Consider the following 19,303-nt stretch of genomic DNA (forward strand, 5'->3'; position numbering starts at 1 on the left):
CTATTGATCGATCTGCGCTCATGATTTCCCGCATTGTTCCCTTTGTGCTGCTGGCCATCCTGGTCAGCATCCATGCCCAGCTGTGGAGCGGCCGGGGAAGCGTCCCGTACGTCAAGGACATGAAAGAGCAGATCGCCAAGCAAAAGACCGAGAACGAGGCCGCCGAGCGCGAGAATGTGCGCCTGGAGACCGAGGTGAGCGATCTCAAGCAAGGCATGGACATGGTGGAGGCCAAGGCCCGCAATGAACTGGGCATGGTCAAACCCAATGAGGTATTTGTGCAGTACACGCGCAAGTAGAAACACCGGCGGGATTGAATAGCGCAATCGGCTCCGACCGCGCTGGCGAATACAGCCCTCCCTGAAGCGCCTTCCTATCGAAGGCGCTTTCTTTTTCGCCGTATCATCGCGCCCTATGTCTGCCCTTCCCAGCACCCGCACCACGCCAGTATCGCCCTCCATGGCATGCGTCCATGTGGTGGCTTGCGCCGAGGAAGACGCTTGCGCATTGGCAGGCAGCCTGCAGCATGCGCTGGGTGCAGAGGACTGCTTTCACTTCCGCCCCAGCGCTGCAATGCAGCTCGATGCGCGCACACTCGGCGCCACCGATGCCCTGCTGCTGCTCACCCCGCCCCTGAGCGCCAGCAACACCCAGGGGCAGCACGCACAGGACGCGTTGATGCAGCTGCGCGCCGACCTGATCAGCCGGCGCCAGCCGTTTCAGGTCCTGTTCAGCCAGGGCACGCGCCTGCTGGACGACGCGCTCACCGCATTGTGCAACTGGTTTCCCGAGGCGCCGACACTGCAGGCGCGGCGCAGCGCCTTGCGGGAACACGGCAATCTGACACGGTGGAGCTGGAGCTGCGAAAAATGCAGCGATCCGGAATGTGAATTCCGCCTTTTCAAGGGACTGACCAGTTCCGAAAATCCGTGAGCGGATGCCCAGGCCTGGAATGGCGCCCAATGAAAAAACCACGCAATGCGTGGTTTTTTGCCAGGTACCGCAAAGCTGCAGACCTTTCTGGTCTTACTGCATGCGGTGGGAAGCTGGTGGGTCGTTGCCGGGTTCGGTAAACAGATGCGCAGTATCTACCGCATCAAAGCGGTACTGTTGACCACAGAATTCGCAACCCACCTCTATCAGGCCCTGCTCTTCCAGAATGCTGTCCACCTCTTCCTGACCCAGGTTGCGCAGCATGCCCGCCACACGGTCGCGGTTGCAGGTACAGGCAAAGTGCGGGCCGCCTTCACCGTCCTCCGGCACAAAGCGCAGCAGCTTCTCTTCCCAGAAGAGGCGATGCAGAATGGTTTCCACATCGAGGTTCAGCAGCTCGTCGCGCGTCAGGCTGGCCGCCAGGTGGGCGATGCGGTTGTATTCCTCATTCTGGTCGATCTGGTCGGCGTCTTCGGTGTTCAGGCTGCCGGCCGCCAGATTGGCTTCACCCTTGATCGGCATGCGCTGCACCATCAGGCCCGCCGCCACCTGCTCGTTCGCGGCAAGGACCAGCACGGTATCCAGCTGTTCGGACTGGCGCATGTATTGCTGCAGGATGGCAGCGAGGCTGTCCACCGGTTCGCCATCCAGGTTCACCAGCGGCACCACACCCTGGTAGGCTTGCTGGCCAGGGAGCTTTTCCTTGGGGTCGAGCGTGATTGCGCAGCGGCCCTTGCCATGCACGTTGACCATGTCGGTCAGGCTCGCATCGGTGGGCACTTCCGCACTGATGGTCACGGTGGAGCGCACGCTCAGGTTGGACTGCACCTCGGTCACCGCCAGCTTGACGGGGCCATCTCCGGATATCTGAAACACCAGCGCACCGTTGAACTTGATGTTGGACTGCATCAGCACACCGGCAGCCGTCATCTCACCCAGCAGCTCCTGCACCGGCAGCGGGTAGGCACCGGATGTAGTGTTGGCAGCGCGGCGCTTCAGGATCTCCTGCCAGGCTTCCGTCAGGCGCACGACAGCGCCACGCACGGGCAGGCCATCAAACAAAAATTTATGCAGTTCAGACACTCGTGATTCCCATCCTTGGTTCGCCGCGTGCACCCTGCGGTGCCCGGGCGATGGTTTGGAACATGCTTGCGACCTCTGTGCAGCCGCGTGGCGTGGGGATCGCAAACATGTTCTTACTCCGGTAATTTTCGCAGACCCGCCGCAAAGCGTCTGGCATTGGCCATATATCCCTGTGCACTGCGCTTCAAGCCTTCCATCTGCTCTTCGGTCAACTGGCGCACCACTTTGGCCGGGTTGCCGACGATCAGGCTGCCATCGGGAAACTCCTTGTTCTCGGTGACCAACGCCCCCGCCCCAACCAGGCAACGCTTGCCAATCCTGGCGCCATTGAGCACGATGGCCCCCATGCCGATCAATGACTCGTCGCCAATCGTGCAGCCATGCAGGATGACGTTGTGGCCGATGGTGACGTGGCGGCCGATATCCAGCGGCTTGCCCTTGTCGGTGTGCAGCACGCTGCCATCCTGGATATTGGAGCCCTCTCCCACCCGGATCGGATCGTTGTCGCCACGCAGGATGGCACCAAACCACACGCTGCTGTCTGCCGCCAGATGCACCCGGCCCATGACCTGCGCACTGTCGGCCACCCAGGCTCCGGCATCCACTTCGGGTTGCACGCCATCCAATTCATACTTCGCCATCATGTCTCCTGTTTTTGCACTGGAACGCCCCCTTGCCTGCAGCGGCCGAGGCGCTGCATCCGCGGGCTGATCCATAATTGTAGGGATGGAATTACGTCAAAGCGCCCTGCATGCCCTGTGCGTGCGCGATCCCGAAGAAAAATCTGCCCTGGCGCTTACCCTGCATGCGCAAAGCGCTTCGCTATCAATAGCAACCGATGCACCGCTGGAGACCCCGGTTGCCGTGGACTTGCCCGGCCACCCAGCCAGACCCGAACTCAAGCCCCACACGGCGGTTGCGCGCCGCTCACCCGCCACCCCTGAAGGACGCGCCATCCTTCTCCATGCGATCGCCCACATCGAGTTCAACGCCATCAACCTGGCGCTCGATGCCATCTGGCGTTTTCCTGGCATGCCGCGCCAGTACTACCTGGACTGGCTGCAGGTTGCAGCAGAGGAAGCCAAGCACTTTCGCCTGTTGCGCGCCCATCTGCAGAAATGGGGAGCCGACTATGGCGACTTTCCCGCACACCAGGGCTTATGGACCATGTGCGAGAAAACCGCTGGCGATATCGTCGCGCGCATGGCCCTGGTGCCTCGCACCCTGGAAGCCCGTGGCTTGGATGCAACACCCCAGATCCAGTCCAAATTGCAACAAACCGGTGCACCCGACGCCCTGGAAGCCGTAGCCATTCTGGACATCATCCTGCGCGAGGAAGTAGGCCATGTCGCCATCGGCAACCATTGGTACCGGCATGTCTGCGCAGCCCAGGGGCTCGACCCCGAGGCCCATTACAGCGATCTGGTGGCCCGTTACGAGGCCCCTCGCCCCAAGCCGCCCATCAATCTGGCAGCACGCAGCCAGGCCGGATTCAGCCCGGCGGAACTGGCCTGGCTGGAGGCACAGTTGTAACAAATAGGCGCTCATTGCTTTGTGGCTGAACGCGCAACTTGCTACAAAAACCTGTGCTTCTCATTCAACCTGTGTCAGTGCTTGCGCACAATATGGACGAAAATACTTCCAACCCCGAGACATAACGAATTGCAGATACCGCCTGCGCCGCCCACCCACTCACCAGGCAGCTTGCACAGACGGAAGTTCAGCTGTACATGCAACATACGAGCGCGCCATCCCCAGCTTCCAGTCCAGCGGCAGCCGCCATGGATTTCACCTCTCCAGCCCCCCCTATCGCATGGCAGTCCATTCGCGATGCCAATGGCATGCAAGTGGGACACGAGATATTCAACCGATCCCGCACGGCGTCCACCCACACCATCGACTCGGACCTGTCGCTTGCCCACTCGGTGCTCTCGCACCTCAAGCCCGCAGCGCTGCTCGATGATGGGCTGCTGTTTCTCAACACCACATACGAGAGCCTGCGCAGCCCGCATCTCGATCTTCTGCCAACGGGCAAGGTCGTCCTGGAGATTCCTTCATTGGGCCATGCGGCATCCAGCGAGGTGGAAGCCCGCCGCCCCGCGCTTGCGGCCCTGCGCGACAAGGGGTTTGCGCTGGCCTTCAACCATTCGGTGCTCGACTCCGCATATGCGCCCTGGCATGACCTGGTCAACTACCTGAAGATCGATTTTTCCGTGCTGGCTGCCGAGCGCGCCGTGCTGATGATCCGCTGGGGTCGGCGTATCCCGGGGGTCACCCTGATTGCCGACAAGATCGAGTCTGCCGCCCAGTTGCAGCTCGCGCAGGAAAATCAGGTGGACCTGCTGCAAGGCTATGCGGTTCGCCGGCCAGAGCCTGTACCTGCCCGCGTGGTGCTGCCCACCGTGAGGGAAGCCCATGCCCTGAGAGCCCAACTGAAGGCCAGCGCCGAGCCGGAGGCACTCACCCAGTTTCTGCAAGCCCAGCCCACGCTGCTTTTCAACCTGCTGCGCATGGCGCAGTCGCAAGAGTTGTCCAAGCGGCACATCTACACGTCGCTTCCCCAATTGCTCGCCAGTCTGCGCGTCGAGCAATTGCATGCCTGGGCAGGCATGCTGGACGCGGTTGCGCAGAACAATGCACCGCGCCCGCCCGATTGCATCGCTCTGTACCAGGAACACGCCATAGCACTCACTGCCGCAGCCGCCACGGCGTGGCCCGATGTGCCGCACGACAGCCTGATCCTGATTGCCCACTCCCTGCTGCTTGGCAAGCAATTGGGGCTGACGCTGCAGCAGGCCGTAGACCAGTTGCTGCCACCACCGCTCGCCACCCCGGTACTCGCCCTGGAATCGCAGTGGCAGGACCTGCTGCAAACCTATACATCCCCTGATTGATCTGGCCACGCTGGTCTCGCCCCGAAGCGTTAGCGGCAATAAAAAACCCGGCTCGCCATCCGCGCAGCCGGGTTTTTCATGGATGCCAGCACCTGTCTGGTTCAGCCCCTTCGTTTTCTAGCGGCCCATCAGGCATCCAGATGCTCTTCATGCGCCCGTTCGCGGATGAAGAACGAGGCGATGAGGCCCAGCGTCACGCCAAACATCACATAGAAGGCAGGCGACATCGTCGAGCCCGTCGTCTTGATCAACCAGGTGACGATGAACTGCGCGAACCCGCCAAACACCATCACGGCAATGTTGTAGGCCATGGACATGCCCACCGAGCGGACGTGGGCGGGGAACAATTCGGCCATCACCGTGCTGAACACACCAAAAAACACCGAAACAAAAACGCACACCACCACCTGTACGGTCATCAGCTTGGCAATCGTCGGGCCGTCGGTAAGCCACGCGTACAGCGGGTACAGCACCAGCAGGTAGCCAATGAGGGAGCCGATCATCAGCGGCCGGCGGCCAACGCGGTCCGACCATGCGCCCATGAACGGCATCAGCACCACCATCATCGCAGCGCCCACCATCTGCACCATGAAAGTGTCATGCAACGGCAGCTTGAGGGTGACCGTGGAGTACGTCACCAGATAGGTGAAGGTGATGTAGATCGACACCGTGGCGGTCACCACCAGGCCCATGCCCACCAGGGTTTCGCGCGCGTGGGTGCGCAGCATTTCCAGCACGCCCACCTGCTTGATGGTGCCGGCCTTCTGCGCGGCCTGCAGCTTCACGAAGGTTTCTGGCTCCTCCACATGGCGGCGGATGTAAATCGCCACCGGCACGATCAGCAGGCCCACGGCAAACGGAATGCGCCAGGCCCAGCCCATCAACTGCTCCTGCGTAAAGACATCGGTGATGAGCGTGCCCACGGCGGCGCCGATCAGCAAGGCAGCCATCTGTCCCGTCATCTGCCAGGAGCCGTAAAAGCCCCGCTTGCCCTTGGGTGCCAACTCGATCAACAGGGCCGTAGAGGTACCGAACTCGCCCCCCGCTGCAAAGCCTTGCAGCAGGCGCGCCAGCACGATGAAGATCGGCGCCCAGATCCCGACACCCTGGTAGGTCGGCGCAAAGGTGATCAGTGCAATCGCCACCGCCATGATGGCCGTCACCATCACCATGGCCGCCTTGCGGCCCTTGCGGTCGCCATACAGGCCCAGCAGGATGCCGCCCACCGGACGCATGAAAAAGCCCACGCCGAACACCGCCGTGGTCATCAGGATCTTGTTGAGGTCGTCGCTCGGATCGTTCGGATTGCTCGGAAAGAACAGCTTGGCCACGATGGGCGTCATGAAGGCGAAGACGAGAAAGTCATACCATTCCAGCGCATTGCCAATGACAGCGGCCAGAATATTTCTCTTGGATACAGCAGTAGATTGCACGCAGAAGTCCTAAAAACACAAGTCGCAGTCGGCGCGAGCGCAGCCGTTGCAGTTCACGAAAAAAGGGCTTGGTTCTGCGCGTGGCTGTGCGTTTTCCCATCCTTGGATTCCGCCGATGCGTATGGAGGGCTGCACTGTGGCGCCACAGTGCGCCACCCTACGCAAGGCAGGCGACGAAATCACGGGATCGGTAAATAAATCAAACCAGGCGTGCGAGCAGAAGTACCGGTAAATCCACAAGACGAGCTACGCAGCAGAGGTGGTCATGCAGAAAATGCATAAAACACCATCAAGACCCGTATGAAATTGTAGTTGTACTATGCAATCACTGCTGTCGAAAACCGGACATCCGGTGGGAAAACGCGGGTAAGCACGGAAATACGGGCCCGCACATACCCAGGGAATGGGAATGGCTGCCAGAAGAATCCGCCTGCGCCCTGCCCCAGCGGCGCTACGGCATACACATGCACAGCAAGAGGTCGGTCTCAGCGCCGATCTGCCAGCGCGTGGGCGATGGTGCCGAGGTCGACATACTCCAGCTCGCTGCCAATCGGCACGCCTCGCGCCAGACGCGTGAAGCCGACACCGCGGCGCTGCAGGGCTTCGCCCAGCACATGCGCGGTGGCTTCCCCTTCTGCGGTGAAGTTGGTGGCCAGAATCACTTCCTGCACCACACCGTCGCTGGCCCGCTCCAGCAATTGCTGCAGGCCGATGTCGCGTGGGCCGATGCCATCGAGCGGCGACAGGCGCCCCATCAGCACGTAGTACAGGCCCTTGTACGCTCCTGTGCGCTCCAGCGCCGCCTGGTCGGCGGGCGTTTCCACCACGCACAGGCGGGCCGCATCGCGCCCCGCATCCAGGCAGGTCTCGCAGATGGTGTTTTCCGTGAAGGTGTGGCAGCGCTCGCAATGGCGCACGCGGGTGCTGGCCTCATGCAAGGCACGAGAGAGCAACTCGGCGCCTTCGCGGTCATTCTGCAGCAGATGGAAGGCCATGCGCGATGCCGATTTGACGCCCACACCGGGCAGGCGGCGCAGCGCTTGCACCAGGGCTTCAAGGGTGCCGGTATCGGACATGGCAAATTCCAAAAGAAAAAGCACCGCAACGCTTATCCAGCGCGCGGTGCATGCTGTCAAAATAATTAGAACGGCAGCTTCATGCCGCCCGGGAGACCGGGCATGCCCGCAGTGATCTTGCCCATCTTTTCGTTGCTGGTCTCTTCCGCCTTGCGAACGGCCGCATTGAAGGCGGCAGCCACCAGGTCTTCCAGCATGTCCTTGTCATCGGACAACAGGCTCGGGTCAATCGTCACGCGCTTGACGTCGTGCTTGCAGGTCATCAGCACCTTGACCAGGCCCGCACCCGACTCGCCTTCGACTTCGATATTGGCCAGCTCGTCCTGGGCCTTTTTCAGGTTGTCCTGCATGGCCTGGGCCTGCTTCATCAAACCTGCGAGTTGTCCTTTGTTGAACATGAAAGATCCTTCTATTTGAAACTCTGCGGCACGCGCATCACTTGCACACGGCCCAACACATCATCATAGGGGCTGAATGCTGCCTGGCACTATTTTCGCGCCAAATTGCTGTATCAGAGACTGGACATAGGGGTCATTGCGCACCACATCTTCTGCGGCCCGCTGGCGCGCCTGCTGCGCATGCGCCTTGCGCCGTGCGGGGCAGTCTTCCACCTCACCCACGCTCACCTCGATCTTGCCTACCAGGCCCGCCGCCACCAGCGCAGTGCGCAAGCGCTCCACCGTACCAGGCTGCGCCAGCGTCTCCAGATCCACCCTCAGCCACCAGCAATCGGCTTCGCGCCGGATGAGCTGCGAGCGCAGTGCCAACTGGCGTGCCACGGCGGTAATCGCCTCGGTCTCGATCAGCTTGAGCACGGTCTCGTTCCAGAAGCCGCCGTCAGGTGTATCGGCAAACTCCGGGGGCACGCGGCCCAGGTTGTCGCCAAAGCTGGCGGGGCGGTCGTAATCGCTTGCCTGGTGCGCCTGCACAGGCAGGGCGATCAAGCCGGACTGCGCAGGCAGCTCATCGGTCGCCCGAAGGTCAGGCAGGGTCGGTGCCGATCCAGAAGGTGCCGCATCATCCAGGTAGGCGTCATCCGGTACGTCGTCAAAATACGGTGCGTCGTCAGCGTCCACCGGCGCCACAGGCACCGGGTCCTCGTCGTCATCCCCCTCTTGCGACGGCAGCGCCTCGTCGTCGGCAGCGGGCGGCTCGGCAGGGTGAGAACGCGCAGGAATCAGGTCTTCCGCCGTACGCACCGGCAGCCGCACGGCATCGACGGACATGCTGGCAGGTGAAACCGTGGATGCAAGGACAGGCGCTGCACCAGCCGCGACGGAATGCTCTACCGCGGAAGCGGGGGTGGTCTGCGCGATTGGTGCGGCAGGCGTGGCGGATGCGAGCGCAGCGGGGACAGCAGGCATTGCAGAGGCTGCAACAACGGCCTGCGCAGGCCCCTCCGGCTTCGGCTGGGTCATAGTCGGCGCCGCAACGGGCGCCACCGCCACGGGGGCTGCCTCCTGCAGAGCCACGGGTGCAGACACAGATGGCGTCGACCCTGCATTTTTGATAGCTGGCTGCGCTTGCTGTACGGGCGCTACCGGTGGTTTTGGTTGTGGTGCGGCGGCAGCAACGGCGCTATTCAGAGTTTTTTTTTCAGCCGCGCCCGCAGGCTTGAAAGCCAGCAAGCGCAGCAGCGCCATGGTCAGCGCTGCATATTCATCAGGCGCCAGCCCCAGCTCAGCCCGTCCATGCAAGGCAATGGAGTAGAGCAGCTGGGTTTCGTCCGCAGGCATCAATTGCGCCAGGCGCAGAACCTCCTGCTGCTCGGCATCGTCATTCGCAACGGCAGCCTGGGCCTTCTCTGGCACGGCCTGCAGCACGGCCATGCGCTGCAGCTGCACGCCCATGTCTTCCAGCGTGGATGCGGCTGACAGCCCCTGGTGGCGCAACTGATCAACGGTTGCCACCACCTCCGCACCATCACCGCGCGCCAGCGCATCAATCAGGCGGAACACATGGCTGCTGTCGACCGCGCCCAGCATCTGGCGCACACCCGCTTCCTGCAACTGGCCGCCAGCAAAGGCAATGGCCTGGTCGGTCAGGCTGAGCGCATCGCGCATGGAACCACGCGCTGCGCGCGACAGAAGGCGCAGCGCCTGCGTCTCGGCCGGAATATTCTCGTTGGACAGCACGCGCCCCAAGTGCTCCTGCACCGTCTCTGGCGCCATGGGCCGCAGGTTGAACTGCAGGCAGCGCGAGAGCACGGTCACCGGTACTTTTTGCGGATCGGTGGTTGCCAGAACGAACTTCAGGTACTCGGGCGGCTCTTCCAGCGTCTTCAACATGGCGTTGAAGGCGGTGTTGGTCAGCATGTGCACTTCGTCGATCATGAAGACCTTGAAGCGCCCTTGCACGGGTTTGTAGACCGCTTGCTCCAGCAGGCCCTGCACTTCATCCACGCCACGGTTGGAGGCGGCATCAAGCTCCGTGTAATCAGGAAAGCGGCCACTGTCGATCTCGACGCAGGCCGGGCACACCCCGCATGGCGTTGCGGTAATGCCTCCCGTGCCATCGGCACCCGTGCAATTGAGCGACTTGGCCAGAATGCGCGAAACCGTTGTCTTGCCCACCCCACGCGTTCCCGTGAACAAATAGGCATGGTGCAGGCGCTGCTGGGTGAGGGCATTGGTCAATGCCTGCACCACATGCTCCTGGCCCACCATTTCAGAGAAATTCCGTGGACGGTATTTGCGGGCGAGAACGAGATAGGACATAGGCAGGCATTCTACGGGCAGTCGGAGGCCCCGCCAGCCCGGCACTGTTTTGTGCAACCGACAACCGGCCAGACCCGCACCGTCATCACGCAGCAGGCACCGTTCTTTGGCCTTTCAAGCCAAAAGCCTCCATTTCTTTCGGTACAATGCATCCCTGACGGGCCTCCCCGCATGGGGAAGCGGCCAACCGGGTCAGGTGGGGAACCAAGCAGCCCTAACTGTGGATCCAGTGCCGGGGGTAAGGCTCGTCACCTCTCATTTCAAAAGCTCCTTGCATTGAGGAGCTTCAGCTCGTCCAGGGGCCTGTTCTCTCCAATTCCAGCCCTCCAACACGGAGCGCAAACACCGCTGGATTGCCAACCATGTCCACCATCACCATTCGGCCCGCCTTACCGGAAGACGCAGATGCCATCGTGCGGATTCTTGGGCAAACCTATGAAGCCACCTGGAAGCCGGTACTGACCCCAGCCGCCGTTGCACGCTTCGAAAGCTCTGGCAGTACGCTACGCTATGTGGACGAGCGCCTTTGCGCCATGCATGTGGCCGTGTCCGGCGCTGAGGTCGCAGGCCTCATTGACTGGGACGGCGATTTCATCGATGCCCTGCATGTGTCGCCCCGCCATCAAGGGCAAGGCATAGGCAGCCAGCTGCTGCGGTATGCCGAAACGGCCATGGTGGCGGCGGGCCATGCGCAATCGCGCCTGGAGACAGACACCTTCAATCAGCAGGCACGCGGGTTCTACGGGAGCCATGGCTACCAGGAAACCGGCTTCTGCCCCGATGAGGAGTGGCACAGCGGCCTGACCACCGTGCAGATGGCCAAGCAGCTGACAGCGGCATAGATCCTCCGGCTCCGCGTGAACCTGCCGAGCAGACCTACAGAGATGGTCATGCAGCCAGCCCCATGAATGAACGTAGAATGGCGCCAGGCCCTTTCTGCACCCTCTATGAAATACCTGCTGTGGCTGCTCAAGGCAGTCATTTTCTTCACGCTGTTTGCCTTTGCGCTCAATAACCAGCGCGATGTATTGGTGCACTTTTTCTTTGGCACCCAGTGGCAGGCACCTCTCGTGCTTGTGGTGCTGCTGGCTTTCAGCGCAGGCGTGATCGTGGGCATCGTGGGCATGGTGCCGCGCTGGTGGAAGCATCGCAAGGCAGCGCAGCGCGCTGCCGCACCTCCAGTGGCCGAGCCACCCGCAATCCCCGCCGCCAATGTGACCGACGCCTCTTTCAAGGCCGAACCGCTGCCTCCTCATGGAATTTGATATCTCCTGGATTCTGCTGGGCTTTCCAGCTGCCTTTGTGCTGGGCTGGTTGGCCTCCCGCTTCGACCTGCGCCAGATCCGCCGCGAAAACCGCAGCGCGCCCAAGGCCTACTTCAAGGGCCTGAATTTCCTGCTCAACGAGCAGCAGGACAAGGCCATTGATGCCTTCATCGAAGCCGTGCAGAACGATCCGGACACGGCCGAGCTGCATTTCGCACTGGGCAATCTGTTTCGGCGCCGCGGCGAGTACAGCCGGGCTGTGCGCGTGCATGAGCATCTGCTGCAACGCGCCGACATCGGCAAGGCCGAGCGCGACCGTGCACAGCACGCACTGGCGCTCGATTTTTTGAAGGCTGGCCTGCTCGACCGTGCCGAAGACGCCCTGGCGCGCCTGGACGACACCCCGTACGAAAACGAAGCGCGCCTCTCGCGCCTTGCCATCTACGAACGCGCCCACGACTGGCCGCAGGCCGTACAGATTGCACGGCAGATGCAATCCAATGGCCAGGGCGACTACAGTGTGCGCATTGCCCACTATCTGTGCGAGCAGGCCGTGGCCCAGCAGGCGCAAGGCAAACTGGATGCCGCCCGTGCGCTGTTGCACGAAGCCCAGTCCGAAGCGCCACGCGCGCCCCGGCCACGCATTGAACTGGCCCAGCTGCAGCACAAGCATGGCGAGCCCGCCTCCGCATTGAGCACCCTGCTGGAGTTGGCTGCCGTCTCGCCCTCCTCCGTGCCGCTGGTCGCCCCCCTGATGGTGGAACTGGCCAAGACCGATGACCGCAAGGCCGAGGTGCGCAACCTGCTGCGAGCCAATTACGCCAGCGATCCTTCGCTGGACGTGATGCAGAGCCTGGTGCAGATGGACGAGTTGGGCATGGTGCCTGCCGCCATACCGCCCCTGGGGCGCGAGTGGTACATCGAGCATCTGGCCCACGAACCCTCGCTCGTGGCCGCAGGCCGCTGGCTGGCAGAAGAGACCCTGTCTCACGAAGAGCACCACCCCGCCATTCAGCGCGCGCTGGACACCGCCGCCAAGCCATTGACGCGCTACCGCTGCGCAGCGTGCGGCTTTGAGGCACGTCAACACTTCTGGCAATGCCCCGGCTGCCAATCTTGGGACAGTTACCCGCCACGCCGCGTCGAAGAGCAGTAAGCCCGCTGAACTGACGGAAGCTCTGCTAGCATCGGATCTCGATCCCGGCGTTCGTCGGGATGCAGGAGGTTCTATGCAATGGCGTTGGAGTCTCGTCGGTTTGGCCCTGTGCACCCAGCTGGCATGGGCGCAGGTGGAGGCCAATGTGGCCACCGAAGCGCAGTTGGACGGCATCCATGGCATCGGCCCCGCTACGTCGGGCCGCATTCTGCAGGCCCGCCAGAGCGGGCCCTTCACGGATTGGGCAGACCTGATGCTGCGCGTATCCGGTATCGGGCAAAAAAAGGCGGCGCAACTGTCGCAGCGCGGGTTGACGGTGAATGGGAAAAGCTTTGCAGCGCCCGAGCCTCCGCTTCCCCCGGCTTCTCGCACTGCACAATAAGCAATGGCCTTTGCTGCCGTGTTTGCAGACGCACACATAGGATATTTGCTATCAGATAGCGAACGGCAATATCCTGAATTTGCTCGGGTTTTCGTAGCAGCAAAAGATGAGCTGGCTTGTAGAATTTACAAAAAATGGCACTCTCTTACCTGATCCTTCTTCCCTTCATCGGCAGCGCAATTGCAGCGCTGTTGCCAGCCAACGCCCGCAATACCGAATCAACGCTGGCCGGGGCCATCAGCGTTTTCTGTGCTGTTCAGGTGGCACTGCTCTTTCCGGAGACGCAGAACAATGGCGTCGTCCACCAAAACGTGGCGTGGCTGGGCCAGTTGGGGCTGGACCTGCATTTCCGCATGGATGGCTTTGCCTGGATGTTCTCCATCCTGGTGCTGGGCATCGGTTCGCTGGTGGTGCTGTACGCGCGGTACTACATGTCGCAGGCCGATCCGGTGCCGCGCTTTTTCTCGTTCTTCCTCGCCTTCATGGGCTCGATGATGGGCGTGGTGCTGTCGGGCAATCTGATTCAACTGGTCTTCTTCTGGGAGCTGACAAGCCTTTTCTCGTTCCTGCTGATCGGCTACTGGCACCACCGCAAGGACGCTCGCCTGGGCGCGCGCATGGCGCTCACCGTCACCGGCACGGGCGGCCTGTGCCTGCTGGCAGGCGTCTTGTTGCTGGGGCATATCGTCGGCAGCTATGAGCTGGACAATGTTCTGGCCGCGGGCGATCAGATCCGCGCCCATGACCTGTATACGCCTACCCTGGTGCTGATTCTTCTGGGGGCGCTGACCAAGAGCGCGCAGTTTCCTTTCCATTTCTGGCTTCCACGCGCCATGGCGGCGCCCACGCCGGTCTCCGCCTACCTGCATTCGGCCACCATGGTCAAGGCGGGCGTGTTTTTGCTGGCACGCCTGTGGCCAGCCTTGAGCGGCACCGAGGAATGGTTCTGGCTGGTCGGCGGCGCGGGTGCTGCCACCTTGCTGCTGGGCGGCTATATCGCCATGTTCCAGCACGACATGAAGGCGCTGCTGGCGTATTCGACCCTGTCGCACCTGGGCCTCATCACGCTGCTGCTCGGCCTGAACAGCCCGCTGGCAGCCGTGGCTGCGGTTTTTCACATCATGAACCATGCGACCTTCAAGGCCTCGCTCTTCATGGCGGTGGGCATTGTGGACCATGAATCCGGCACCCGGGACATCCGGCGCCTCTCCGGCCTGCGCAGGATGATGCCGATCACCGCCACGCTGGCTATGGTGGCCAGTGCAGCCATGGCTGGCGTGCCGCTGCTCAACGGCTTTCTGTCCAAGGAAATGTTCTTTGCAGAGACGGTGTACATCAACACCACGCCATTCCTGCAAACCGCCCTGCCTGTTGCGGCAACGCTGGCCGGTGTTTTCAGCGTCGCCTACTCGCTGCGATTCACGGTCGATGTATTCTTTGGCCCACCGGCCACCGACCTGCCGCACACGCCCCATGAGCCCCCCCACTGGATGCGTGTGCCCATTGAATTGCTGGTACTGATCTGCATGCTGGTCGGCATTTTTCCGGCCTGGGCTGTCGGCCGCTATCTGGATGCGGCAGCGCTGCCCGTGGTGGGCGGCACCTTGCCTGAATTCAGTCTGGCCGTCTGGCATGGAGTGAACGCCCCCCTGGTGATGAGCGTCGTCGCCATGTTGGCGGGTATTCTTCTCTACCTGCTGCTGCGCCAGTTGCGTGCAAAAAACTATGTGGACCATGCGCCGGTCGCCAGCTGGTTCAATGGCCAGCGCGTATTCCTGGGCGTGATGGCGCTCATCACGAACATGGCGCGCAACCTGCGCCGATTGCTGGGCACACGGCGCTGGCAATGGCAGGCGCTGTGGCTGGTGCTGGCGGCGCTGATCACTGCCACCCTCCCCCTGCTGATCCATGGTTTGCAATTGGGCAACCGCGCATCCCAACCCCTGTCTCCGTCATTCGTGCTGCTGTGGGTGATCGGTATCAGCTGCTCGCTGTCGGCGGCGTTCCTGGTCAAATACCACCGCCTGGCGGCGCTGGTCACCCTGGGGGGTGCGGGCCTTGCAACCTGCCTGACCTTCCTGTGGTTCTCTGCGCCCGACCTGGCCTTGACGCAGCTGGTCGTCGAAGTGGTCACCACGGTACTGCTGCTGCTGGGCCTGCGCTGGTTGCCCAAGCGTGACAAGCGCCTGAAGAAGGTATCCCAGCAAGGGGCCATGGTGACGGTGCGCCGTTGGCGCGACATGCTGATCGCCATTCTGGCGGGCGGCGGTATGGCCTGGCTCTCGTTTGCGATGATGAGCCGCCCATTTCCCGAGAGCACGTCCAGGTTCTTCCTCGAGCGCGCCCTCACCGAAGGGGGTGGCTCCAACGTGGTCAATGTGATGCTGGTGGATTTCCGGGGTTTTGACACCTTTGGCGAAATCGTGGTGCTGGGCATTGTGGCCCTGACCGTGTACGCGCTGCTGCGGCGTTTCCGCCCGGCGCCCGAAGCCATGGATGTACCCGAGCAGCAGCGTTTCCTGCCTGCCGACCTGCACACCGACCTGCTGAACCCGCGTACCGCCACCGACACGGCCATCGGCTACCTGATGGTGCCCGCCGTGCTGGTGCGCCTGCTGTTGCCATTTGCCGCCGTGGTGTCCATGTACCTCTTCATGCGCGGCCACAACGAACCCGGAGGCGGCTTCGTTGCAGGTCTCACGCTGTCCATCGGCCTGCTGCTGCAATACATCATCTCGGGCACGCACTGGGTGGAGTCGCACATGCCGATCTACCCACGGCGTTGGATTGCAGCCGGCCTGCTGTTTGCGCTGGGCACCGGGGTGGGCAGCTGGTATTTCGGCTACCCCTTCCTCACCAGCCATACCGCGCACCTCACCTTGCCGTTGGTCGGCGACATCCATGTCGCCAGCGCCCTGTTCTTTGATATTGGCGTGTTCTCGCTGGTGGTGGGCTCCACCATGCTGCTGCTCACCGGTATTGCTCACCAATCGGTACGGGGCTTCCGCTACCACGAACGCCAGCAGGGCGAGCGTGATGCAGACGCCGCGGCACAACAACCATAAGGAAGCGACCGATGGAAATCGTTCTTGCCATTGCCATTGGCGTGCTGACCGGCTCCGGCGTCTGGCTGTTGCTGCGCCCGCGCACATTCCAGATCATCATGGGATTGCTGCTGCTGTCGTATGCCGTCAACCTGTTCATTTTCAGCATGGGCCGCGTGGGCCTGGCCGTGGACCGTGAGCCCATTCTCCAGCCCGGCGTCCCCACCGATCTGATGCATTACGCCGACCCCATGCCGCAGGCCCTGGTGCTGACAGCCATCGTCATCGGTTTTGCGATGACGGCGCTATTCCTGGTGGTGCTGCTCGCCTCGCGCGGCATGAGCGGCACCGACCATGTGGACGGCTCGAACTCCAACGACGTGCAGGAGATGCATTGATGTCGTTGCTTGCGTTGACCGAACGTCTGATGCCGCACCTGCTGCTGGCCCCCATCCTGCTGCCCATGCTGACGGCAGCACTGATGCTGACCTTGAGCGAGCAGCACCAGCGCATCAAGCTGCTCATGAACATCACCTCCTGCACCCTGGGCCTGGCGATTGCCATCGCCCTGGTCAAATGGAGCAACCAGGAAGGCGTTGCCAACACGATGAGCGTCTACCTGGCCGGCAACTGGGCGGCGCCTTTCGGCATCGTGCTGGTTCTCGACCGGCTGTCCGCACTGATGCTGCTGACCACCAGTGTGGTGGCCACCTGCGCCGTGATCTATTCGGGCGCCCGCTGGCACCGCGCAGGCGTGCACTTCCATGTGCTGTTCCAGTTCCAGCTCATGGGGCTGGCAGGGGCCTTTCTCACGGGCGACCTGTTCAACCTGTTCGTGTTCTTCGAGATCATGCTCGCGGCGTCCTACGGCCTTCTGCTGCATGGCTCGGGCAAGGCGCGCGTGCAGCACGGCCTGCACTATATCGCCATCAACCTGGCAGCGTCCTCGCTCTTCCTGATCGGCGTGTCCATGCTCTACGGCATCACCGGCACGCTGAACATGGCCGACCTGGCACGCATCATTCCCAGTGTTTCCGGCGCCGACCGGGGCCTGCTCCATACCGCAGCCGGCATTCTGGCCACCGCGTTCCTGATCAAGGCCGCCGTCTGGCCGCTCAACTTCTGGCTCGTGCCTGCCTATGGCGCGGCCACCGCACCGGTAGGCGCCATTTTTGCGCTGATGACCAAGGTGGGCATCTACACCATCCTGCGTCTGTGGACGCTGATGTTCAGCACCGAAGCCGGGCCATCGGCGTACTTTGGCAGTGCCTGGCTGATTCTCGGAGGCCTGGCCACCATGGGCTATGCAGGCGTTGCCATGCTGGGCACCCAGCGCCTGGGCCATGTGGCCGGCTATGCGGCCATTCTGTCGGCGGGCACCCTGCTTGCCGCAACAGGCTTCGGACAGAACCTGATGACCGCTGCGCTGCTGTACTACCTGCCGAGTTCGACCCTCGCCGTCGCCGTGCTCTTCCTGCTGGCCGACCTGATCGACCGCTGGCGAACCGAAGGCAGCGATGTGGTGCGGTTTGACGATGAAGAAGCCCCCTTTCTCACCCCCGAGCTGCTGCCGCGTGAAGGGCTGAATCTGGATGAGGACGAGGAGGTGCTGATCGGTCGGGTGATTCCGGCCTCCATGGCGTTCCTGGGCCTGTCGTTCGTGGTCTGCACCCTGGTGATCTCGGGCCTGCCGCCGCTGTCGGGCTTTGTCGGCAAGTTTGCCATGCTCGACGCGCTGCTCAATCCCCTGGGCCTGGGCTCATCGGCAGGCAACAAGATCGGCTGGCTCGGAGGCCTGTTCATGGCGGCACTCATCGGCACCGGCCTGATGGCCCTCACGGCGCTGGTGCGCATCGGCATTCGTGAGTTCTGGTCCAGCATCAGCCGCAAGCCACCCAAGCTCAAGGTGATCGAGGGCCTGCCCATCGGTCTGCTGCTGGGCTGCACCGTGCTGATGGTGGTCTACGCGGGAGACGTGATGCGCTATACACAGCGCGCTGCCAACAACCTCCACTCTCCGGGCAACTATATGCGCTCGGTGCTGGACAAGGAGCCGCTGCCTTCGCCCAGCGCTGCCCCTTCGCACCTCCCGGCGGCGCCAGATGCCCTCCCCGGCGCCATGCCTGCGCCTGCTGCACCCACCTCCGGAGGTTCTGCGCCATGAAACGCCTTTTTCCCGCGCCGCTTCTGTCCGTGTTTCTGTGCCTGGTGTGGCTGCTGCTCAACCGCAGCGCCAGCGCCGGACAGATCATTCTCGGGGTACTGTTTGGCTGGCTGATTCCGATGCTCACGCAAGGCCTGCGCCCGCGCCAGGTCAGCATCAAGAAGCCCTGGACCATCATTCGCCTGGGGTTGCGCGTTGCCCGCGATTCCCTCAGCTCCAACCTGGCAGTGCTGCGCCTGCTGCTGATACCGGGCAGCCGCAAAAAGCCAGCAGGATTTGTGCATGTGCCCCTGCAACTGCGCGATCCCAACGGCCTTGCCGTGCTGGCCATGATTGTCTGCATCACCCCGGGCACGGCATGGGCCGAGGTTTCGCGCGACCGCTCGATCCTGCTGCTGCACGTGCTGGAGGCCGACGATCCGCAAGGCATCATCGACCACATCAAGGCCTGCTATGAACGGCCACTCATGGAGATTTTCGAATGAACACCATTCTTGCCTGGACCATGCCGGCAGCCCTGTTCATCCTGCTGCTGGCCATGCTGTTTGCCATGATCCGCCTGCTCAAGGGCCCACAGGCGCAGGACCGTGTTCTGGCGCTCGATTGCATGTACCTCATCGGTATGCTGGTCATGCTGGTGCTGGGTATCCACTATGCCTCGGTCAATTATTTTGAAGCAGCCCTGCTGATTGCCCTGTTCGGTTTTGTCAGCTCCACTGCCATGGCCAAATTCCTGTTGCGCGGCGAGGTGATCGAATGACCGAAATCGACCTGCCCATCTGGGCACAGATCGTGGTGTCCGTGCTGGTGCTGACCGGGGCGCTGATCGCGCTGGCCGGGGCCCTGGGCCTGTTCCGCCTGCCCAGTTACTACGAGCGGGTGCACTCGCCGGCCATCATTGCCACTGCGGGCTGCTGGTGCATCGTCTGGGGCTCGATCATCCATGTCACGCTGCAAAGCCATGCCACCGCGCTGCACGCCCTGCTGATTGCGGTGTTCATTGCGGTCACCGTGCCCGTCACCACCATCTTCCTGATGCGGGCCGCGCTGTTCCGCGACCGGCGCATGGGCAAGGATGTGCCCGCGAGCGTGAGCCGCATCGTTGCGGCCGACCCCGATACCAACGACGCCTGAGAACCTGGTCAAGAACGGGTTC

20 protein-coding genes and 1 other RNA gene are annotated in these 19,303 nt (G+C 62.5%); 15 read left to right on the plus strand and 6 right to left on the minus strand.

Annotation, left to right across the window (positions count from 1 at the left end):
* Positions 1-20: 20 nt before the first annotated feature.
* On the plus strand, positions 21-299 hold the full coding sequence (locus ACH2DG_RS08250) for a septum formation initiator family protein (RefSeq protein WP_224152276.1): 279 nt from the start codon (positions 21-23) through the stop codon (positions 297-299).
* Between the two features lie 115 nt (positions 300-414).
* Positions 415-933, plus strand: coding sequence for a hypothetical protein (locus ACH2DG_RS08255; RefSeq protein ID WP_395025401.1), 519 nt, complete (start codon positions 415-417; stop codon positions 931-933).
* Positions 934-1,026: 93 nt separating this feature from the next.
* Here the strand turns inward: ACH2DG_RS08255 and ACH2DG_RS08260 are convergent, their stop codons facing one another.
* Entirely contained in the window at positions 1,027-2,016 is a 990-nt protein-coding gene (locus ACH2DG_RS08260) for an Hsp33 family molecular chaperone HslO (protein ID WP_395025403.1), read from the minus strand.
* A gap of 113 nt (positions 2,017-2,129) precedes the next feature.
* On the minus strand, positions 2,130-2,657 hold the full coding sequence (locus ACH2DG_RS08265; RefSeq protein WP_395025405.1) for a gamma carbonic anhydrase family protein: 528 nt from the start codon (positions 2,655-2,657) through the stop codon (positions 2,130-2,132).
* 85 nt (positions 2,658-2,742) lie between these two features.
* On the opposite strand from ACH2DG_RS08265, the gene ACH2DG_RS08270 reads away from it, so the two are divergent.
* A complete protein-coding gene (locus tag ACH2DG_RS08270; protein ID WP_395025407.1) occupies positions 2,743-3,549 on the plus strand; it encodes a ferritin-like domain-containing protein in 807 nt (268 codons plus the stop codon).
* Positions 3,550-3,797: 248 nt separating this feature from the next.
* Complete coding sequence (locus ACH2DG_RS08275) at positions 3,798-4,910, plus strand: hypothetical protein (RefSeq protein ID WP_395025409.1); 1,113 nt, start codon at positions 3,798-3,800, stop codon at positions 4,908-4,910.
* A 128-nt stretch (positions 4,911-5,038) separates the two neighbouring features.
* Here the strand turns inward: ACH2DG_RS08275 and ACH2DG_RS08280 are convergent, their stop codons facing one another.
* The 4 genes from ACH2DG_RS08280 to dnaX all read right to left on the minus strand — a co-directional run bounded on the left by ACH2DG_RS08280 (position 5,039) and on the right by dnaX (position 10,136).
* Positions 5,039-6,343 (minus strand): MFS transporter, encoded by a 1,305-nt coding sequence (locus ACH2DG_RS08280; RefSeq protein WP_395025411.1) that lies wholly within the window; start codon positions 6,341-6,343, stop codon positions 5,039-5,041.
* A gap of 485 nt (positions 6,344-6,828) precedes the next feature.
* On the minus strand, positions 6,829-7,419 hold the full coding sequence (gene recR / locus ACH2DG_RS08285; protein ID WP_395025413.1) for a recombination mediator RecR: 591 nt from the start codon (positions 7,417-7,419) through the stop codon (positions 6,829-6,831).
* A 65-nt stretch (positions 7,420-7,484) separates the two neighbouring features.
* A complete protein-coding gene (locus ACH2DG_RS08290; RefSeq protein WP_395025415.1) occupies positions 7,485-7,817 on the minus strand; it encodes a YbaB/EbfC family nucleoid-associated protein in 333 nt (110 codons plus the stop codon).
* A gap of 63 nt (positions 7,818-7,880) precedes the next feature.
* Positions 7,881-10,136: a DNA polymerase III subunit gamma/tau gene (gene dnaX, locus ACH2DG_RS08295; protein ID WP_395025417.1), complete on the minus strand. Its 2,256-nt coding sequence runs from the start codon at positions 10,134-10,136 to the stop codon at positions 7,881-7,883.
* 156 nt (positions 10,137-10,292) lie between these two features.
* On the opposite strand from dnaX, the gene ffs reads away from it, so the two are divergent.
* The 11 genes from ffs to mnhG all read left to right on the plus strand — a co-directional run bounded on the left by ffs (position 10,293) and on the right by mnhG (position 19,281).
* An RNA gene (ffs, locus tag ACH2DG_RS08300) (signal recognition particle sRNA small type) lies at positions 10,293-10,389 on the plus strand.
* 109 nt (positions 10,390-10,498) lie between these two features.
* Positions 10,499-10,978 (plus strand): GNAT family N-acetyltransferase, encoded by a 480-nt coding sequence (locus tag ACH2DG_RS08305; RefSeq protein ID WP_395025419.1) that lies wholly within the window; start codon positions 10,499-10,501, stop codon positions 10,976-10,978.
* Between the two features lie 105 nt (positions 10,979-11,083).
* Entirely contained in the window at positions 11,084-11,401 is a 318-nt protein-coding gene (locus ACH2DG_RS08310; protein WP_395025421.1) for a lipopolysaccharide assembly LapA domain-containing protein, read from the plus strand.
* On the plus strand, positions 11,391-12,557 hold the full coding sequence (gene lapB, locus ACH2DG_RS08315; protein WP_377779430.1) for a lipopolysaccharide assembly protein LapB: 1,167 nt from the start codon (positions 11,391-11,393) through the stop codon (positions 12,555-12,557). The genes ACH2DG_RS08310 and lapB overlap by 11 nt, the downstream gene beginning before the upstream one ends.
* A gap of 73 nt (positions 12,558-12,630) precedes the next feature.
* Positions 12,631-12,939 (plus strand): ComEA family DNA-binding protein, encoded by a 309-nt coding sequence (locus ACH2DG_RS08320; protein WP_395025424.1) that lies wholly within the window; start codon positions 12,631-12,633, stop codon positions 12,937-12,939.
* Positions 12,940-13,073: 134 nt separating this feature from the next.
* Positions 13,074-16,004, plus strand: a complete 2,931-nt coding sequence (locus ACH2DG_RS08325; RefSeq protein WP_395025426.1) for a monovalent cation/H+ antiporter subunit A — start codon at positions 13,074-13,076, stop codon at positions 16,002-16,004.
* A gap of 11 nt (positions 16,005-16,015) precedes the next feature.
* Entirely contained in the window at positions 16,016-16,381 is a 366-nt protein-coding gene (locus tag ACH2DG_RS08330) for a Na+/H+ antiporter subunit C (RefSeq protein WP_224152263.1), read from the plus strand.
* A complete protein-coding gene (locus ACH2DG_RS08335; protein WP_395025428.1) occupies positions 16,381-18,147 on the plus strand; it encodes a monovalent cation/H+ antiporter subunit D in 1,767 nt (588 codons plus the stop codon). The genes ACH2DG_RS08330 and ACH2DG_RS08335 overlap by 1 nt, the downstream gene beginning before the upstream one ends.
* On the plus strand, positions 18,144-18,632 hold the full coding sequence (locus ACH2DG_RS08340; RefSeq protein ID WP_395025430.1) for a Na+/H+ antiporter subunit E: 489 nt from the start codon (positions 18,144-18,146) through the stop codon (positions 18,630-18,632). The genes ACH2DG_RS08335 and ACH2DG_RS08340 overlap by 4 nt, the downstream gene beginning before the upstream one ends.
* The gene (locus ACH2DG_RS08345) at positions 18,629-18,907 is read left to right on the plus strand and encodes a K+/H+ antiporter subunit F (RefSeq protein WP_224152260.1); all 279 of its coding nucleotides are present in this window, start codon (positions 18,629-18,631) and stop codon (positions 18,905-18,907) included. The genes ACH2DG_RS08340 and ACH2DG_RS08345 overlap by 4 nt, the downstream gene beginning before the upstream one ends.
* A complete protein-coding gene (mnhG, locus tag ACH2DG_RS08350; RefSeq protein ID WP_224152259.1) occupies positions 18,904-19,281 on the plus strand; it encodes a monovalent cation/H(+) antiporter subunit G in 378 nt (125 codons plus the stop codon). The genes ACH2DG_RS08345 and mnhG overlap by 4 nt, the downstream gene beginning before the upstream one ends.
* The last annotated feature ends 22 nt before the right edge of the window (positions 19,282-19,303 follow it).

Origin of the sequence: Comamonas odontotermitis, from assembly GCF_040396735.1 — a bacterium.
GTDB lineage: Bacteria > Pseudomonadota > Gammaproteobacteria > Burkholderiales > Burkholderiaceae_C > Comamonas > Comamonas odontotermitis_C.

What these genes read in the sequence shown, in the direction of transcription:
- ACH2DG_RS08250 (WP_224152276.1), top strand. Translation starts at nt 21, where the DNA reads ATGATTTCCCGCATTGTTCCCTTTGTGCTGCTGGCCATCCTGGTCAGC.
- ACH2DG_RS08255 (WP_395025401.1), top strand. Translation starts at nt 415, where the DNA reads ATGTCTGCCCTTCCCAGCACCCGCACCACGCCAGTATCGCCCTCCATG.
- ACH2DG_RS08265 (WP_395025405.1), bottom strand. Translation starts at nt 2,657, where the DNA reads ATGGCGAAGTATGAATTGGATGGCGTGCAACCCGAAGTGGATGCCGGA.
- ACH2DG_RS08270 (WP_395025407.1), top strand. Translation starts at nt 2,743, where the DNA reads ATGGAATTACGTCAAAGCGCCCTGCATGCCCTGTGCGTGCGCGATCCC.
- ACH2DG_RS08275 (WP_395025409.1), top strand. Translation starts at nt 3,798, where the DNA reads ATGGATTTCACCTCTCCAGCCCCCCCTATCGCATGGCAGTCCATTCGC.
- recR (WP_395025413.1), bottom strand. Translation starts at nt 7,419, where the DNA reads ATGTCCGATACCGGCACCCTTGAAGCCCTGGTGCAAGCGCTGCGCCGC.
- ACH2DG_RS08290 (WP_395025415.1), bottom strand. Translation starts at nt 7,817, where the DNA reads ATGTTCAACAAAGGACAACTCGCAGGTTTGATGAAGCAGGCCCAGGCC.
- dnaX (WP_395025417.1), bottom strand. Translation starts at nt 10,136, where the DNA reads ATGTCCTATCTCGTTCTCGCCCGCAAATACCGTCCACGGAATTTCTCT.
- ACH2DG_RS08305 (WP_395025419.1), top strand. Translation starts at nt 10,499, where the DNA reads ATGTCCACCATCACCATTCGGCCCGCCTTACCGGAAGACGCAGATGCC.
- ACH2DG_RS08310 (WP_395025421.1), top strand. Translation starts at nt 11,084, where the DNA reads ATGAAATACCTGCTGTGGCTGCTCAAGGCAGTCATTTTCTTCACGCTG.
- lapB (WP_377779430.1), top strand. Translation starts at nt 11,391, where the DNA reads ATGGAATTTGATATCTCCTGGATTCTGCTGGGCTTTCCAGCTGCCTTT.
- ACH2DG_RS08320 (WP_395025424.1), top strand. Translation starts at nt 12,631, where the DNA reads ATGCAATGGCGTTGGAGTCTCGTCGGTTTGGCCCTGTGCACCCAGCTG.
- ACH2DG_RS08325 (WP_395025426.1), top strand. Translation starts at nt 13,074, where the DNA reads ATGGCACTCTCTTACCTGATCCTTCTTCCCTTCATCGGCAGCGCAATT.
- ACH2DG_RS08330 (WP_224152263.1), top strand. Translation starts at nt 16,016, where the DNA reads ATGGAAATCGTTCTTGCCATTGCCATTGGCGTGCTGACCGGCTCCGGC.
- ACH2DG_RS08335 (WP_395025428.1), top strand. Translation starts at nt 16,381, where the DNA reads ATGTCGTTGCTTGCGTTGACCGAACGTCTGATGCCGCACCTGCTGCTG.
- ACH2DG_RS08340 (WP_395025430.1), top strand. Translation starts at nt 18,144, where the DNA reads ATGAAACGCCTTTTTCCCGCGCCGCTTCTGTCCGTGTTTCTGTGCCTG.
- ACH2DG_RS08345 (WP_224152260.1), top strand. Translation starts at nt 18,629, where the DNA reads ATGAACACCATTCTTGCCTGGACCATGCCGGCAGCCCTGTTCATCCTG.
- mnhG (WP_224152259.1), top strand. Translation starts at nt 18,904, where the DNA reads ATGACCGAAATCGACCTGCCCATCTGGGCACAGATCGTGGTGTCCGTG.